General features: G+C 28.7%; 18 protein-coding genes. 17 read left to right on the top strand and 1 reads right to left on the bottom strand.

Going from position 1 to position 18,663, the window contains the following annotated elements:
- Positions 1-17: 17 nt before the first annotated feature.
- The 11 genes from psyc5s11_RS02875 (at position 18) to psyc5s11_RS02925 (ending at position 9,386) form a co-directional block, all read left to right on the top strand.
- Entirely contained in the window at positions 18-716 is a 699-nt protein-coding gene (locus psyc5s11_RS02875; protein WP_224036138.1) for an amino acid ABC transporter permease, read from the top strand.
- A gap of 5 nt (positions 717-721) precedes the next feature.
- Complete coding sequence (locus psyc5s11_RS02880; RefSeq protein ID WP_224036139.1) at positions 722-1,459, top strand: amino acid ABC transporter ATP-binding protein; 738 nt, start codon at positions 722-724, stop codon at positions 1,457-1,459.
- 55 nt (positions 1,460-1,514) lie between these two features.
- Complete coding sequence (gene kamA / locus psyc5s11_RS02885; RefSeq protein ID WP_224036140.1) at positions 1,515-2,786, top strand: lysine 2,3-aminomutase; 1,272 nt, start codon at positions 1,515-1,517, stop codon at positions 2,784-2,786.
- On the top strand, positions 2,773-3,633 hold the full coding sequence (gene ablB / locus psyc5s11_RS02890; RefSeq protein WP_224036141.1) for a putative beta-lysine N-acetyltransferase: 861 nt from the start codon (positions 2,773-2,775) through the stop codon (positions 3,631-3,633). Before kamA ends, ablB begins: the two co-directional genes overlap by 14 nt.
- A gap of 284 nt (positions 3,634-3,917) precedes the next feature.
- Positions 3,918-5,504, top strand: a complete 1,587-nt coding sequence (gene clcA / locus psyc5s11_RS02895) for a H(+)/Cl(-) exchange transporter ClcA (RefSeq protein ID WP_224036142.1) — start codon at positions 3,918-3,920, stop codon at positions 5,502-5,504.
- A 275-nt stretch (positions 5,505-5,779) separates the two neighbouring features.
- Positions 5,780-6,109: a hypothetical protein gene (locus psyc5s11_RS02900; RefSeq protein WP_224036143.1), complete on the top strand. Its 330-nt coding sequence runs from the start codon at positions 5,780-5,782 to the stop codon at positions 6,107-6,109.
- Between the two features lie 20 nt (positions 6,110-6,129).
- On the top strand, positions 6,130-6,447 hold the full coding sequence (locus tag psyc5s11_RS02905; RefSeq protein ID WP_224036144.1) for a hypothetical protein: 318 nt from the start codon (positions 6,130-6,132) through the stop codon (positions 6,445-6,447).
- A 180-nt stretch (positions 6,448-6,627) separates the two neighbouring features.
- Entirely contained in the window at positions 6,628-6,975 is a 348-nt protein-coding gene (locus tag psyc5s11_RS02910; RefSeq protein WP_224036145.1) for a four-helix bundle copper-binding protein, read from the top strand.
- Positions 6,976-7,298: 323 nt separating this feature from the next.
- On the top strand, positions 7,299-7,616 hold the full coding sequence (locus psyc5s11_RS02915; protein WP_224036146.1) for a DUF1540 domain-containing protein: 318 nt from the start codon (positions 7,299-7,301) through the stop codon (positions 7,614-7,616).
- Positions 7,617-7,784: 168 nt separating this feature from the next.
- The gene (locus psyc5s11_RS02920) at positions 7,785-8,027 is read left to right on the top strand and encodes a hypothetical protein (RefSeq protein ID WP_224036147.1); all 243 of its coding nucleotides are present in this window, start codon (positions 7,785-7,787) and stop codon (positions 8,025-8,027) included.
- 312 nt (positions 8,028-8,339) lie between these two features.
- Positions 8,340-9,386 carry an FAD:protein FMN transferase gene (locus tag psyc5s11_RS02925; RefSeq protein ID WP_224036148.1) on the top strand — a complete coding sequence of 349 codons (1,047 nt, stop codon included), beginning with the start codon at positions 8,340-8,342 and terminating at the stop codon, positions 9,384-9,386.
- Positions 9,387-10,080: 694 nt separating this feature from the next.
- Here the strand turns inward: psyc5s11_RS02925 and psyc5s11_RS02930 are convergent.
- Positions 10,081-10,398, bottom strand: a complete 318-nt coding sequence (locus psyc5s11_RS02930) for a hypothetical protein (RefSeq protein ID WP_224036149.1) — start codon at positions 10,396-10,398, stop codon at positions 10,081-10,083.
- A 203-nt stretch (positions 10,399-10,601) separates the two neighbouring features.
- Between psyc5s11_RS02930 and psyc5s11_RS02935 the strand changes: the two genes are divergently transcribed.
- The 6 genes from psyc5s11_RS02935 (at position 10,602) to cphA (ending at position 18,493) form a co-directional block, all read left to right on the top strand.
- A complete protein-coding gene (locus psyc5s11_RS02935) occupies positions 10,602-11,180 on the top strand; it encodes a cytochrome b5 domain-containing protein (RefSeq protein WP_224036150.1) in 579 nt (192 codons plus the stop codon).
- 516 nt (positions 11,181-11,696) lie between these two features.
- Entirely contained in the window at positions 11,697-11,966 is a 270-nt protein-coding gene (locus tag psyc5s11_RS02940) for a chloride channel protein (RefSeq protein ID WP_224036151.1), read from the top strand.
- Positions 11,967-12,415: 449 nt separating this feature from the next.
- A complete protein-coding gene (locus psyc5s11_RS02945; RefSeq protein WP_224036152.1) occupies positions 12,416-12,664 on the top strand; it encodes a Veg family protein in 249 nt (82 codons plus the stop codon).
- Between the two features lie 495 nt (positions 12,665-13,159).
- A complete protein-coding gene (locus psyc5s11_RS02950) occupies positions 13,160-14,722 on the top strand; it encodes a DUF3794 and LysM peptidoglycan-binding domain-containing protein (protein WP_224036153.1) in 1,563 nt (520 codons plus the stop codon).
- 323 nt (positions 14,723-15,045) lie between these two features.
- Positions 15,046-15,891, top strand: a complete 846-nt coding sequence (locus tag psyc5s11_RS02955; protein ID WP_224036154.1) for a cyanophycinase — start codon at positions 15,046-15,048, stop codon at positions 15,889-15,891.
- A complete protein-coding gene (gene cphA, locus psyc5s11_RS02960) occupies positions 15,863-18,493 on the top strand; it encodes a cyanophycin synthetase (RefSeq protein WP_224036155.1) in 2,631 nt (876 codons plus the stop codon). The genes psyc5s11_RS02955 and cphA overlap by 29 nt, the downstream gene beginning before the upstream one ends.
- Positions 18,494-18,663 lie beyond the last annotated feature (170 nt).

Consider the following 18,663-nt stretch of genomic DNA (forward strand, 5'->3'; position numbering starts at 1 on the left):
ATATGAGGAGTAGGTTTATGAATATATTAGAAATTTTATTAGAAACTAAAGATGGAATAGTTAGTTTTTTTTCCATAGCAATTAAGTATTTACCGAATTTTTTACCAGGAGTAGTCCTTACGTTAGAGCTATCTATATTATCAATACTTTTAGGAATGGTTTTGGGTATTGTTGTAAATCTCTTAAAAATGACTAAAATAAAAATATTATGTATAATAACTGATTTCTATGTGGCAGTTGTTCGTGGAACACCATTACTATTACAGCTATTTTTTATCTTTTATGGGTTGCCACAAATGGGAATTACTATAAATAGATTTGTTACTGCAGTAGTTGGGTTAGCATTTCATAATGGTGCCTATATTAGCGAAATTTTTCGTGGAGCAATCAAATCAGTTGATTATGGACAAGAAGAAGCTTCACATGCCCTTGGAATGACTAAATTTGAATCATTTAGATATGTTATTTCCCCTCAAGCATTTAAACATGCGGTTCCATCACTTGGAAATCAATTTATTTTGGCAATAAAAGATTCATCACTTACAAGTGTTATAACTATTTCAGAAACAATGATGCTAGCAAGACAATTTGCAGCTGCAACATATTCTATTTTCCCAATTTATTTCGATGCTGCTTGTTTCTACATGCTTTTAACGTATGTATTAAGTAAACTACTAATGCATATTGAGTACAAATTAAAACGTAATGAGAGGTGATTTTAATGATTGAAGTACGTGATTTATATAAAAGTTTCAATAATCTAGAAGTAATTAAAGGTGTCAACTTGAAGGTAGAACGTGGAGAAGTAGTTAGTATAATAGGGTCAAGTGGATCTGGGAAAAGTACCTTGCTTCGTTGTATAAACTTTCTTGAAAATAAAGATAGTGGGGAAATAATATTTGATGGACAAGTTGTCGGAAAAACACCATACGAGATTAATTTGCTAAGAAAAAAGGTGGGAATGGTATTTCAGAATTTTAATCTTTTTCCTAATATGACAGTGTTAGAAAATGTTATGAGTGGACCTAAAATTATTAAGAAGATGAAATCTGAAAAGGCAGAAGAGATTGCTAGAGAATTTTTAAATAAAGTTGGTTTAGAAGAGAAAGCAGACACTTATCCTGCTATGCTATCAGGTGGACAAAAGCAAAGAGTTGCAATTGCCAGAACATTAGCTATGAACCCAGAGGTTATATTGTTTGATGAGCCAACGTCTGCCCTAGATCCAGAACTTGTTGGTGAAGTACTTTTGGTTATGAAAGAACTTGCTAAAATGGGAATGACAATGATTATTGTAACTCATGAGATGGCATTTGCAAATGAAGTATCAGATAAAGTAGTGTTTTTAAATGAAGGTAATGTTGCCGAAATAGGAACTCCAAATGAAATATTTAATAACCCAAAGCATGAAAAATTACAGAGCTTTTTAAGTAGTATAAATTTATCACCTGCCATATAGAACAGATATTTCGTTTCTATTTGAATAATATCACAGTACAAAAGGAGTGTTTAAATTGAAAAGAAACTATAAAGATATATCACTATGGAAAGATGTTACAGAAGATCAGTGGAACAGTTGGGAATGGCAAATTCTTAATAGAATTACCACAGTAGAACAATTAGAACAAGTTGTAAATCTTACAGAAGAAGAAAAAGATGGAGTAAAGGCTAGTCTTAAGAAACTAAAAATGGCAATAACCCCTTATTATGCAACACTAATTGATCCAGATGACTACAATTGCCCAATTAGAAGACAAGCTATTCCAACTATTCATGAAACAGAAATATCAGAATGTGATAGCAATGATCCATTGCACGAAACTTTTGATTCTCCTGTCCCCGGACTCACACACAGGTATCCAGATAGAGTACTTCTTCTTATTACTGAGCAATGTTCAATGTATTGTAGACATTGTACAAGGAGACGTTTTGCAGGACAGAAAGATGGGGCTTTATCGAAGAATAATATTTTAAAAGCTATTGAATACATCAAAGCTCATAAGGAAGTAAGAGATGTACTTATATCAGGTGGTGATGCATTGTGTGTTTCAGATGAAAAACTTGAGTTCATATTACAAAAACTAAGGGATATAAGTCATGTAGAAGTTATAAGAATTGGAACTAGAGTTCCAGTTGTTATGCCACAAAGAATAACTGAAAATCTCTGCAATATTATAAAAAAATATCATCCAGTTTGGATTAATACACATTTCAACCATCCAAATGAAATGACAAAAGAGTCAGAGCTTGCTTGTAAAATGCTTGCTGATGCAGGAATTCCACTAGGAAATCAGTCTGTACTATTGAAGAATATTAATGATTGTCCATATATTATGAAAAGTCTTGTTCAAAAATTAGTAATGAATAGAGTAAGACCATATTATATATATCAATGCGATTTATCTGAAGGGATTGAACATTTTAGAACACCAGTTTCAACTGGTATAGAAATTATAGAGCTTTTACGCGGTCATACTTCTGGATTTGCAGTACCTACTTTTGTAATTGATGCTCCTGGTGGTGGTGGTAAAATACCTGTTAACCCTCAGTATTTGATTTCACGATCACCTGATAAAGTAATACTTAGAAACTATGAAGGAGTAATTTGCACTTATACTGAACCTTCTGATAAAAGCCATGAATGTAAACAGTGTGGAATATGTGATAAATTTAAGAAAGATGAGCATAAGGGTTTAGAAAAACTATTTAGAGATGACCAAATCTGTTTAACGCCAAGAAGCAACGTTAGAATGAAAAGGAGAGAAGAATTTAATGAGAGCAGATAGATGTAGTTTAATTAAAAATTATTATACCCAAATAGATCGCACTAAAATATATGTGGATTATACTAATAAGCGAGTAAAAATAGTTGATTTAAATAATATATCAGTTCAAAATATAAAAAGAATAATTCACTTTTCTTCGAAGGAACATTTAGGTAAAATTATTTGCAACTGTGATAGTGAATCTTTAATAATTTTTGAAGAAGCAGGATTTGAGTTAGAAGGGAAAATCAATGGCTATTTTAAAGGAAAAGATGCGTTCTGCATGTCTTATTTTATAATTAGCGACAGAAAAATTTGTAGTAATTTTACTAAGAAAGAGTTATTAGTAAAAGAGTGTTTAGCTGTAAGAGATACTTTTATACATCGTAGTGATAAGTCTAAATATTGTATAAGAAATGCAAATGAAAATGATATAAAAGAAATGGTAAAACTATTTTCAACAGTATTTTCGACATATCCGTCTCCTGTTTATGATGAAGAATTTTTGAAGGAAACTATGAATGGAAAAGTTTTATATAAAGTAGCTGTTTATGATGGAAAAATAATTGGGATAGCTTCAGCTGATATGGATAAAGAAAACTTAAATGCAGAAATGACTGACTGTGCTACTTATCCTGATTATAGAGGGAAGGGTATATTATCGAATATTATTTGTTCTTTAGAAGTAGATCTTAAAAAGAAGGGATTTCGCACTTTATATAGTTTGTCTAGAGCAATAAATCCTGGTGTTAATATTGTGTTAAGTAAACATAATTATAAATATACAGGTAGACTAGTTAATAACTGTAATATATGTGGCACGTTTGAAGATATGAATATTTGGGTGAAGAATATTAATTATAACTAGTGTGATAGTATTTAAGTAGAGATTATATATAAAATTGAAGCACTGTGGATAGACTGTGTAAAAGCAAATCTACTACAGTCTTTTTGTATTAACAACATGTTTCAATTACTTTTTCATTTAAATCAAGATATATATATGATAACATATATATATCAATATAATTAAAATACACACATTTAGAAAATTTTAAAAAGTATAAGTCACACAAAAATAACAGCAAAGTATGCTTGTATATTTTGTGTGTAACTAATGATTAGTTTTGGAGTAATAATGGAGGCAGAAAAATGGAAGTCAAAAACAAACACAATACCTATAATACATTATTTCACTGGCATAGCTTTAGGTTAAAGCTTGTTTTTGAAGGAATAGGTGTAGGTATTATTACTGGTTTATTAATCGTAATGTATCGATATGCACTTGAAAAGGCAGGAGTTCTCTTAAGTGATATTTATAAAATAATATCTATAAAACCCATACTTATTCTACCTTGGATTGGAGCATTAATAATTATAGGATATATTGTAGGGCTGATGGTTAAACATGAGCCCATGATTAGTGGAAGTGGAATTCCCCAAGTTGAAGGAGTTCTACTTAGAAAGCTTGATATGACATGGTGGAGAGTTATACTTGGTAAATTTATTGGAGGAATTCTTTCAATAGGTTCAGGTCTTTCACTAGGTAGAGAAGGTCCATCAGTTCAATTGGGTGCAGCAGTTGGGCAAGGATTTAGTAAAGTATTTAAAAGAGTTAAGATTGAAGAAAAATATCTTATTACAAGTGGAGCAAGTGCAGGACTAGCTGCTGCCTTTAATGCGCCTTTAGCTGGAGTAATGTTTGCATTAGAGGAAGTTCATAAAAATTTTTCACCCTTGGTTTTACTTTCAGCATTATCGGCCGCATTATCAGCTGATTTTATAGCTAGTGGTTTCTTTGGATTAAAACCAGTTTTTACTCTTGGAAAGCTAAATACATTACCACTTAATTTATACTTTTATATAATTTTATTAGGAATTTTATTGGGGATTTTAGGAGTGATATTTAATAAGACTCTTTTGAAAACTCAAAATCTATATGTTGCTCAAAAATGGCTACCAAAAGAAATGAGAATAATAATGCCATTATTGATTTCAATTATTATTGGAATTTATTTACCACAAGTTTTAGGTGGAGGACATGAACTTATAACATCATTAATTACAAATAATTTCTCATTAACAATTCTATTGATTGTAGTTGTTGCAAAATTTCTATTCACTATGGTAAGTTTTGGATCGGGAGCACCAGGAGGAATATTTCTTCCATTGCTTGCCATTGGGGCTTTAATAGGGAATGTTTATGGAGTAACACTTGCGCATTTTGTACATTTTGACAGCAGTTATATTAATAATTTTATAATACTTGCAATGGCAGGATATTTCTCAGCTGTAGTTAGAGCACCTATAACTGGAACAATTCTAATTACTGAAATGACAGGTTCATTTAGTTATTTACTTTCTTTGGCAATTGTATCTATAGTTGCATATATAGTAGCAGATGCTTTAGGATCAAAACCTATTTATGAATCATTACTTGAAAAGATATTATATAATCAAGGAGAAAAAACATCTATTGGCAATAAGAAAAATAAGGCTATATTAGAGTTTGCAGTTTGCATGGGCTCAGATTTAGATGGAAAGCAAATTAAAGAAGTTAAATGGCCATCCCGTTGTTTGTTAGTAGCCGTTAAGCGAGGAGAGGATGAAATAATTCCGAAAGGAGATACTGTCATTTTTCCTGGAGACTATTTGATTGTGCTCACTAATGAAGATAGGGTATCAAGAATAAATGATGTTTTAACAATAATGACAGGAAGCTGTGAGATATTAAAATAAATATTATATAGTTACATTTATATTTTTTCAATATCAGAAGCAAGTGAGATTTTTTTAACAAAAATCGCACTTGCTTCTTTTAGAGTATACAATAAATTTATAACCAACTTATCCTTGAAATATATTTAGACTTTTTAAACTATTTTATCTTTACTTCAATACTATCTAATTCAAATTTATACACTTTCATAGCCTTTATATATTTGAAGTTATCAAGTAAACATATGTATAAAATTATGCTTATTTGATAAAATAAAATTGGAGGTGGTTATATAATGAGGAAATGCACTATTTTATTTCTAATTTCATTGCTTTTGTCATTTAATATGCTTATAGTAACCTCTGTAGCCCAAACAAATACCCTTAAGGAAGGATTTTATAGAGTAACTGCTTTAAATTTTTCTCCAGATAAAGATTATACTATTCAAAATGTTTCCTTTGCTGAGCGGGTTCAAGTTTTTATTTTTGATGAGAATCAAATTGTAATGCAAACTATACGATTAAGACCTCAATCACCTAAATACGATTTACAACATCTTCAATCTAACTATAAAATTTTAATAGTTGGTGATGGAGAAGTCGTTATTTCTGAAAAGATATTTTAAGTGAAAGGTGGTTATATATAATGAAGAAATTTACGAGTGTATTATTAATTTCATTATTTTTATCATTTAATATGCTTATAGTAACGTCTGTAGCTGAAACTAAGGTTTTAAAAGAAGGTTTTTATAAAGCAACTGAATTAAATTTTTCACCAGATAGGGTTTATGCTATTCAAAATATTTCTCAAAACAATGCTATTTTTATGCTAATTTTTGATGGAAATCAGAATTTACAACAATCTATACGTTTGAAACCTCAATCACAAAAATTTAGTTTAATACCTATCGGACCTAACTACAGACTTGTAATAGCTGGAAACGGAGAAGTCTCTATTTCTTAAAAGACACTTATAAGGTGTCTTTTAATTTTAGGATTTTATCTCTAAGTTAATATAAGATTTTTAACATATATCATTTTCACTGATAAATTGAGAAAAATAAAAATTGGTTTTGTATAATAAATACTTTATTGCACACAATAATTCATGTACTAATAAAGCAATTTTAAGGAGGCTATATAAATGGGAATAGTAACTAATTCAACAGATAAATTTCAAAAGTGTATTGATGAGTGCAATAGATGTGCTCAAGCATGTCATGAATGCTTTACAGCATGCTTAAATGAATCTGATGTTGCAGCAAGAAAGAACTGTATAAGTATTCTTGCTGAATGTGCATGCATGTGTCAAATGTCTTCAGCACTTATGTCAATGAATGGTCAATTTGTAAAGGAACATTGCCAACTTTGTGCTACTATTTGTGATAAATGTGCACAAGAATGTGGAATGTTTAAAGAGGAACATTGCAAGAAATGTGCAGATGAATGTAAAAAATGTGCAAATGAATGTAGAAGTATGCCTAACATGTAATTAACCTCGATACTATAAAAATGAATAGTATTATAATATTTACAAATTTCTAATTAGTAAATTATTATAGATAATAATAAACATATAAAACTATTAAAAAAAGAATAGCATAGAGTGAGGATACTGAAAAAGTACCCTCACTCTATTTTAAGAATAAAAAGCATACGTCTAATACTTTTAGTATAGGGAATATGCTTTTTGTTATAAATAATTATAGTTTAAAAAGGTAATAATATTATGAAGGTTAGTATACCTGTAAATAAAAAATAAGTTTATGAATGAATTATAAAGTAATTTATATGTAGTTAGAAGGAGTGTTTTGCATGCAACAAATTAATTGTGATATAAATAACTGCTCACATAATAAAAGTGGTATTTGTTATTCTAGCAGAACTGATATTGGAGGTGCAAATGTATCAAGTAAAAGTGGAACTTGGTGTGATTCATTTTCAGGTAAAAATTTACATGATACACTAACTAATAATGCAATTGCTGATAACCAATGTGATTATCTTACTTGTGAAGTCAGAAACTGTATTAATAACGCTAATACACTTTGTAATCTACAATACATAAATATTTCGGGAACAAAATCTACAATTTATGCTCAAACTAAATGTTCTAGTTTTTATTTAAAATGATATAAAGGTTAATAGACAATGAAAATAACCTGCAGGTATACTCTGTAGGTTATTCCCAGTATGGTAGTTATAGATTAGTAGTACTAAGGTTAAAATTTATTGAAAATTGAACAATAGGATATTTACAAAATATGCTATAATACATTTAAAAGGTAGGTGGCATCAATTATGATCATAGATGGACATGCACATGCTTGTGGTACATATTGCAGTGAGAAAAGCATAATAAAGTATTTAGATTTGCATGGGATAGATATGGTTGTATTATGTGCAGGAGAACCAGAAAGCAAGAAAAATTACTTTTATCCAATGTTGTCGGATATATTTAAGAGTGAAAAGTTAGGATTTTTTTTCAATAAGATTATTGCGACTGTAACGAAAATAAGTGGTGTATCTAATCATAATATCTGATAAAGATTTAGATAATATAATGGGGGATAATCTTGGCAGATTATTACGGTTATGAAATTTAGAAGCATTTATTTATGATTGTTCCACAAAAAGGTCAAACAAGTTCTCAACTGTACAATATATAGGCACAAATAAGATTTGCTTGTACATTATATTGTGTATTGAAAAATACTTTATACCTTTTGGTGGTTTAATAATATAAATATAAATATAAACATTAGTTTGCAATGCTTTATGTAGGTTTGATGAATTAAAAAAATAAGATAATTAGATAAGATATAAGATTTCTTAAAGTATCAAGGAGGGGCGCAGATGATAAAAAAAATATCTATGATGATGACGTGCCTATTGTTAATATTCATGTTTGCCGGATGTTCAACGACTAACAAAGAAATTGATAAAACAGCCTTAAAGATGGATACTGTTCTACAGCTAAAAGCTTATGGACCAAAAGCTAGTGAAGCTATAGATGCAGCATTTATAAGAATAGATGAAATTGAACAAATGGCTAGTGCTACCATAGAAAGTAGTGACATAAGTAAAATTAACCAAGCAGCAGGTAAGGAGTATGCAAATGTACATCCTGAAGTTATTAAAATGCTTAAAACTGCAGTTAAGTATTCTAAATTAAGTAATGGAGCATTTGACATAACTATAGGACCAATTATAAAACTTTGGGGAATAGGTACTGATAATGAGAGAGTGCCTACAGATGAAGAAATCAAATCTAAATTGCCATTGGTGGGATACAATAATATCAGCATAAATGATGAGGATAATAGTGTTAAACTACTAAAAGAAGGTATGTCAATAGATTTAGGAGGGATAGCCAAGGAATTTGCTGCAGATGAGGTTATAAAGGTTTTTGAAAAGTATGGCGTTAAGAGTGCCATTATAAGTCTTGGAGGAAGCTCTATATATACTCTTGGTCAGAAATCAGATGGTACACCTTGGTCAGTTGGAATTAAGCATCCTAGAAATAATAGCAATCAAGACTATCTAGGAGTAATTAGTTTATCACAACAAGCAATCTCTACATCTGGCGATTATGAAAGATTTTTCATGAAAGATGATAAGAGGTACCATCATATATTAAATCCAGCTACTGGCTACCCAACAGACAATGGAGTGATGAGTGATACAATAGTTGTAGATAGTAATATTCCTGATTGTAACATGCTTTCAGATATTCTTACTAAAACTGTTTTCGTATCTGGTATAGACAAGGGGTTAGAAATTATAGACAGTGTTAAAGGTGTTTCATGCATGGCTGTAACTACAGACTATAAAATTTATAAATCATCAAATTGGAAGATACAACTGAACAAGATAGATTCTGAATTTACAATTGTTAATTAATATTTATAAATGAAGTTATATTATTTGTTAAATGATATTTTTATAAAGTGTAAAAAAGATATATTTTTTTAGTTAATGTTTTTCTCATCTAAAAGGAAGCGAGGTACAAGCTATGTCATAAATTGTGCTAATTATAAAGAGTGAGTTTTACATAGCTTGCACTTCGCATTTAATTGTTGTTGCCTTCGACAGAAAGGAAAATATCCAAACCCTAAAGGGCTTGGATATTTGAATATATATAATTGGAGCTGCGCTCCAATTTCTCTAGCAAGTAAGTTGGATTTGTAGCTAACGTTATTATAGTTATAGCTAATATAGTAGTTTGATAAAGCGTAATGTTATATAGATATAAGGGATAGTCCTATATACGTATTTGCTAAAGGACAGGCTATATCTGTTATGAATGGAGGTTTTTATGAAGCACAAGGCTTATATTATGGATATTAATGATGTTGGGTGTATGGGGAAGAGTTTTGGTATTTGAGATATAGGGTCAGATAAACTGACGCGGGAAGGGCGCCTTTGATTAAAACTAAAGATTGTATAGAGGATAGTTTTGCAAATAAAATCATACAAAGACGTAAAAAATAAATTATATTGATATTGATACATAGTTTGAGTTTGAGTAGATTAAATTTATAAAGGCAGAAATAAAATTTATAACACATTAAGAAAAAAGATGTAAAAGTATTTTTTAAGAAAATTCAATCTCGGCATCACCAATAATTACAATTATATAGTCATAACCTAAAGGCCTAATAAAATACTCTGGAGATCTACTTTCTAATCTTAAAAATTCTTGCATCATATTATTTCCATCAAAGACTATAAGAACAGCTGGATTACGAAAAGAAAGGTTTCTAACTTTGTAAGTAGAATTAGTTACCAAACCTGCATCTCTAACTAGATAAAGCCCCTGAGTAAAAGTTTTAGATAGAGCAAAAACTTTTATTGTATTCATGCTAAATGATAGTAATAAAAAAACATAACATGTAGAAATAAATCTTTTCATTAATTTGACCTCCGTTAGAGCTAATTCTTATGCAGTTTAATGTTAATACTAGTATGTGAATATAAAAAGAATTTATGTAAAATATAAATTGGTTAAAATTTAAAAATTACTAAACAGTACTATTTTTAGAAAAAGCAAATTATTGAACATTATGCACTACTATAGTCATACACTGTATAGATAAAAATATTTAAGAGGTAGATATGGCTGCTTATTTTGATTTTAAAACTATTAATGAACTTATAGGCGATAATTATTATAGACAACAAAAAGAATTTACTTTAGAAGAATTAGCACAGTATGATGGAAGTAACGGAAAACCTTCCTATGTGGCAATTGACGGTATAGTTTACGATTTGAGTAAAGTATCAGCTTGGAAGGGTGGAAAACATTTTGATGGTAATACAGCAGGTAAAGACTTAACAGCTCAGTTTAAATCTTGTCATGGAATGTCTACACTTAAGAATTTACCTAAAGTGGGTGTACTTACAGTAAACAATAGTAGAAATCCTGTAGCAATGAATGAAGGTATAATCCAAGACAAATCTAAATTTACTCCTGATGATTGGGTTAAGTTTATTACTCCATTAGTTAATCGTGCTATGGCTGAAGCTAAGGCGGGAATTAATCCAGAACATTTATATCAAGAATTTATTTTGTCAGGTGTACTTGTAGGATTGGGGAAAAATCCTCAAGAAGCTATTGATCAAGTAGAGGAATGGGAAAAGAATGGTACATCTCAGCTGCTCGCAAATAGTAAGATGAATAGAGGTTGTTATTAATATTTATTTAGAATAAACTATCATTTTAAAATCATAGACTTAAATATATAATTTGTTTAAAATATGAAGATGTCTATGAGCAAATCAAAAAAATAGAGTTCAAGAAGATAATATTATGCAAATAAATAATAAAAAATGTATTGGATGTAAAGCCAATGTCATTTATATAAGTTTCAATAATGATTTTACAATTAGGAATTCTAAAATTCTAATATTCTAAAGAACTTAAGAATTTTAGAATTTGCTTATAAAATGTTGGTTAAGAGATATATGAAAACTTTATTGCAACATATATAGTTAATAAATTTATTTATACAAGAAGTCATCTAAGAATAATTAATTATTCTTAGATGGCTTTTTAATATGTTAAATAATCTAAAAAAATATTTTTGAACATGACAAATAAGTAGATGGCTATAACTACATTATTTCACTGGCATAGCTTTAAATTAAAGCTTGTTTTTGAAGGGATAGGAGTAGGTATTATTACTGGTTTATTAATCATTAACAATTTTAGTGATTGTAGTTCTTGTAAAATTTTTATTCGCTATGGTAAGTCTTGGATCAGGAGCGCCAGGATGGATATTTATTCCACTACTTGCCATTGGGGCTTTAATAGGAAATATTTATGGAGTAGCACTTGTACATTTCATACATTTTGACAGCATGTATATTAATAACTTTGTAATACTTGCAATGGCAGAATATTTCGCAGCTGTAGTTAGATCACCTATAACTGGAAAGATTAACATGGATGATTTACCTACGGTTACTATTAAAGAATAATTAGCAATGAACTATATAAAGTTAATATCTCAAACACCAATTAAAATATCAAAGGGTTTATGGTATTGAATCACAAGAAGCGTTCACTATACTGTTTTTTAGTTTTTCAATATATTAAGAATAAGTAAAGACAAAGTTGGTAAGATTATATAAGTAATAAAAAGTAAGCACAAAAATAAATAATGAAATATTCTATACATTGAAATAAAATGTGAGCGATTTAATAATTGAGTAATAGACGTTTTCAATAAAATGGATTTAAAAAATAAAATTAATGGAAAATAGAATAATAATTAGAAAAATACACATAATAAGATGAAATATTTAAAAAATATGTATTTGGAAAAATGTTTACATTGACAAGACTGGGAGAGAAATGATAAAATAATTGTTTTACTTGACAAATATAAGGGCACATGATATAATTTAATGAGAAAGAGGGTGTTTATATGGAAAATGTTAAAACTATTACTATTGCTTCCATTAAGAACGACATAGAGAGACATGTAGGTCAAAAAGTCACTCTAAAAGCTAATGGTGGAAGGAAAAAGATTTTAGTTAATGATGGTATCATTGAAAGTGTATACCCAAGTATTTTTGTTATAAGATTAAAAGATGACACCCAAAGGACTGTGACTTATAGCTATTCAGATGTATTAACAAAGACTGTACAATTGGTATTTCCAACTATAATATAAACTTCGATTTATCGGAGTTTTTTTCTTTGTAGTTAGTAAATTATAATATATTTTATGATGAAGCCTTTAATTGAATGTCAAAAAACTTAGGTAAGTGTAAATAGAAAACATTTTTTAGAAAGTCTACAAGAATTTTATCAATAACTAAGCATTGATAATTATGGTACAAAATATGATAAGAAAATTAAATTATTTATATAATTATAAATAAAAAAGAAAGATGGTGGGTTTCCATCTTTCAACTATGGTATAAAAGGGTATTGAGAATTTATGAGAGGTTATATGGTCAATAACCAATTACTATAATACGACAAAAAATAATATGTGTCAATAGAAAAATGAGAAAAAATGAATAAATAAATAAATAAGCATATTATTAGGCGAATTTAATAGAATTTTTGCTGAAAATTAATATTCGAATAGAAATATATATATCATAAAGTTCCAACAATAAGTATATAAATAAATAATAGGAATTTTATGGAGGTATGAAATATGGCAAATATAGATGTTATAAAGGAAAATGTACAATTTGAACAATTACTTAGGGATAGTAATTCTAATACTGTATTAAAAGAAGAATATTTAATTCCAGATACTCATCCTGATGTACAAGAAATATTAACTGTTGAAGCTAGACCAATGATAATTAATAAAGAAATAATCGGAGATAAAATAGTATTAGAAGGGAAAATTGAATATACAGTAATATACTTGGCTAGAGAAGATGGTCTTATTGCAAATTCAGTTAACTACAATCAGAATTTTACAAATAATATTGATTTGAATCAAGGGGAATATAAAGTTATTTGTGAGGCACAATGCAATGTTGAACATATTGAAGCTAAAATAATGAATGAAAGGAAAATATCAATCCAGAGCATAATTACTATAGATTGGGAACTTTATAAGAGTAATGAGTTTGAATTTGTAAAAGACATTGAAGGTAGTGATGAGGTAGAAGTTTTAAAGAAGACTGAAACAATAAATAAAATCAGTGCAAATGAAGATGTTGAACTAATGGGTAAGTGTATAATTAGAGTTGGAATGGATAAACCACAAATAAATAAGATTTTAAAGTGTTCGTTGCAATTACACAAAAAAGAAGTAAAGATTGCAGATGATAAAATTTATCTTGGTTGTTACTGCAAATTAAATATTTTATATAAAGGTGATGACTCTAAAGACATAATTCCTTTAGAAGATGATATTTATTTATCAAAAGAAGAAGAAGTTAAGGGCGTTACATCAGATATGCTTCCAACAGTTTGCTATGAAATATCAAATAATGATTTAATGCTAGAAGAAGATGATTTAGGAGAAGTAAGAATTATAAATGATGAATTTATAGTTAAAGCAAATGTTAAAGTATTCTCAAAAGAAAATATAGATACGATTAAAGATGCATATTCGAATAAATGCTTAATTGGGCTCAAAAAAGATGAACATGAAGTTGGTATACTTCATGGAGCAAATAGCTCTGAATCAATTATTAAGCATAATATTCAGTTGAAGGAGAAGGACTTGAAACCTGAACATATTATATCTGCGAATGCGGCTATAATATTAACTGATAAGCAAGTAATGAGAGATAGAGTAGTTATAGAGGGTATCATTAAAGCAGAGGTGTTATATAAAACAACTGATGATGAAAAGTATTTATCAAATGTTAAAGCTGAAATACCATTTTCAGCCATGATTGATATTTTTGGTGCTGATGAAAATATGAAATCTATAGTAAAAGCAAATCTAGAAAGTATAGATGCATCAATAGAAGGTAATAGTATAGCAATTAAAGCAACTATAATATTATCAGGAAAGGTTCTGTATGAAATGACTAAAGAGTTCATTTCAGATATAGTTGAAGAAGAGGGAGATATGCCAGAGAAAAAGGCAAGTATAACTATTTATGTTGTGGGAGAAGGAGATACTTTTTGGAATTTAGCTAAAAAGTATAATACAACAGTTGATGATCTAATTAAAATAAATAAAGTTGAAGATTCAGAACATATTGAACAAGGACAAAAATTGATAATTCCAGGAAGAGCAATTTTTTAAGATAGTATAGATTTGTGGAAACTAGGCTCCAATTTGTTCGCTGAGTAAGTTAGATTGACCAAATGTAAAATGATCACAGGGAAAGTTATGCTGATAAAATATAAAAGCTCTAAAAAGAAAGTTAATGTATCCAAATATAAAATTTGTACATTTACTTTTGGAAGCATTACTTTTGAATATTCACTTGTGGAGTCTTACTTAATGAGATGTTTTAAAATGACTTTTAAGTCACTTTGAGACATCTCTTTTTTGTGGTTAATTTTTTGAATAATAATTTAATTTCGTGGAAAGAATATGTAATGCATGATATGAGGTGATAATATTTGAAAGATATTTTAAGTGGTAATTTAATAATAATTGGAGGTGCCGAAGATAAGGAAGGCAAAAAAGAAATTTTAAATAGAGTATGTAATTCAATTGACAAAGATAAAGATATATTATTAATTGCAACCATTGCAACTGAATATCCAAAAGAAGCAGCAATTAAGTACAAAGAAGTTTTTAAAGAGCTTAAAGTCAAGAATATAAAGGTATTAGATATTAGCGAGCGAACTGATGCATTTGAAGAATTAAACGTAGAACTGATAAAAGAAGCATCGTTAATATTTTTCACAGGTGGTGATCAATTAAGAATAACAAGTTTAATTGGTGGAACCTCAATTTATGATGCCTTAAAAGAAGCATGCCATAGGGGTACATTTATTGTAGGAACTTCTGCAGGAGCATCTGTAATGAGTGATACGATGATAGTTCAAGGAAAAGATGAAGAGTCACCAAGAAAATGTACATTAAAAATGTCTCCAGGATTAGGTCTAATTAAAGATGTTATAATTGATCAACATTTTGCTCAAAGAGGAAGAATAGGAAGGCTATTAACAGGGATTGCTCAAAACCCAGAAGTTTTAGGAATAGGAATAGATGAAAATACGGGAATAGTAGTTAATAAATCTGGAGTAATTGAGGTGATAGGAGAAGGTGCAGTTTATTTTATTGATGGAAGTGCAATAACATATACCAATGTTTCAGAATTGCATTGTGATGATATTTTAAGCATGCATAATGTGAAATTGCATATATTAACTGATGGAAATAAATTTGATCTTAGAAAAAAGTTACCTTTTGAGGAGGAAAAATTTAGTCATGAAGATAATACAAAAGAGAATATATGAAGGACAAAATATCTATTCTCATAAAAAGTGTATAAAAATAGATGTTGATTTAGAAGGATATTCTGAAATACCAAGTAAAGAAATACCTAATTTTAATTTTAACCTTGTGAATATGGTACCAGAATTAAAAAAACATAGATGTGGGATTGATGAAGATGGAGGATTTGTAAAGAGACTACAAGAAGGGACTTATTTAGCACATATCTGTGAACATATAATTATAGCATTACAAAATAATTTTGGGATAGATGTTTCATATGGAAAATCAAGAGAAATTAATGGCAATATATACTATATTATTGCGCAATATGAATATAAAAATACTGTAATTGAGATTGCAAATGTAGCTATTGATTTAATAAATTCTTTAATTCATCAAATTCCAATAAATTTTAAGGGAAGAATTGATATCATAAAAGGTATATTAAAAAATGAACAAATGGGTTGTACTACAAAAGCAATTTGTGATGCAGCAAAAGAATATAGTCTACCAGTTATGCAACTTGGAGATAGTAACATATATCAAATAGGATATGGAAAAATGAGTAGAGTTATAGAAGCTTCTATAGGAAATAAAACTAGTTGTGTAGGTGTTGATATTTCTTGTGATAAGTTTTTAACAAAACAGTTACTTCGAAATCAAAGTATTCCTGTAGCAGAAGGCGATAAGGTATTTAATATAATTGGATTATTACAGGAAGCAGAAAGAATAGGATACCCAGTAGTTTTAAAACCTCAATATGGGAATAAGGGTCAAGGAGTAATACTTGATATAAAAAATCAAAAACAACTAGTTGAATCATATATTAATTTGAGAAAAAATCAAAAGGATATTATTATTGAAAAGTATTTTCATGGGAAAGACTATCGAGTTTGCGTAGTTAATTATAAAGTAGTAGCAGCATCTTTAAGACTGCCACCTTTTGTTATTGGTAATGGAAGAGATAATTTGAAGAAACTAATTAACATTCTTAACGAAGATTCATTAAGAGGAGAGGATCATGAGAAAGCATTAACAAAAATCAAAATTGATGCAGAGTTGACTTCATGTCTTTCAAAGAGAAAATTTAATTTAGATTATATACCTAAAAGTGGAGAAGAAATAATATTAAGAGAAAATGCGAATATATCAACTGGTGGCATAGCAATAGATTGCACAGATGAAATTTGTGAAGCTAATATAGATTGTTGTATAAATGCAGCTAAAACTTTGGGGTTAGATATATGTGGAGTTGATATTTGCACAAGAAATATAGGCATTCCTATTAAAGAAAGTAATGGAGTTATATTAGAGATAAATGCCGCACCTGGAATAAGAATGCATCATTATCCTTCAGAAGGTAAAAAACGTAATGTGGGAAAAGCAATACTTGAAATGTTTTATGATCAAAAACCTAAAAACATACCTGTAGTATCTATTACTGGAACTAATGGAAAAACTACTACCACAAGATTAATAAGTCATGTACTGAAAAAAATGGGGAATAACGTAGGAATGACATGTACTGATGGTATATATTTAAATGATAAATGTATACATAAAGGTGATGATTCGGGGTTTAACAGTGCAAAGACAATATTAATGAATAAGGATGTAGATGTAGCTGTATTAGAGACTGCTAGAGGTGGATTAATAAAAAGAGGTCTAGCATATGACTTTGCAGATGTGGCAATTATAACAAATATAACAAATGATCATTTGGGGTTAGATGGAATTAATTCTATTGAAGAATTAAGTTTTACAAAAGCATTAGTTGGAGAAGCTGTAAAAAAGAATGGATTTGTAGTTATAAATGCTGATGATGAATATAGCAAAACTATAATTAATAGATTTGAAGCTGAAAATATTTATTTTTCAAAATCTAAAGAAAATCAGTTAATACAAGAAAATATATCTAATGGTAAAATAGCAATATTTATTGAAAATGATATGATTTGTGTAATTAATAAAAACAGACAATATGAAATTATTTCAACTAAAGATTTACCGATATCCTATGACGGAAAATTGGAATATAACATTGAAAATGCAATGGCAGCATGCGGGGGATTAATAGCATTAAAAGTTGATTATTGCATGATCTCTAAAGGGTTTATGGATTTTAAGCTAAACAATGAATATAATAATGGAAGATTTAATATATACAATTATGGTGATAGAAAAATTATTTTAGATTATGCCCATAACATTGAAGGATATAAAGCAGTAATATCTTCATTAAAAAGGATTAAAGGCATAAATAATTTAATTGGAGTAATTGGTATACCTGGCGATAGAAAAAACGATGTGGGATATTCAATTGGAGAGATATGTGCTAATAACTTAGATAAAATAGTGATAAAAGAAGATAAGGATAGGCGTGGTAGAAAAGTTGGAGAGATTGCAGAATTGTTAGAAAAAGCGATACTAAAAACTAATAAAAATGCAAACTTAAAGATATGTCTTGATGAAGTAGAAGCGCTAAAATATGCTATTGAAATAAGTGAAAAAGATGATATAATCGTAGTATTTTATGAAAAATTAGATTTACTCTTAGATGTTATAAAAGAAGAACAAGTAAATACACGAAATGTTTTAGATAAAAAATATAAAACAGTATAGTAATAAGTTATATTTCTTTAAATATAAGATTAGTTCATATTAAATTTGATGAAGATATACAAAACTAAAAATAATAAATATATTTGCATAAGCTTTTTTCAATAACTTAATTAGACAAGATATTTTACCTATGATAAAATATTGTTAAAATGCACAGAGAGGATATATGA

This window comes from Clostridium gelidum, from assembly GCF_019977655.1.
GTDB lineage: Bacteria > Bacillota > Clostridia > Clostridiales > Clostridiaceae > Clostridium > Clostridium gelidum.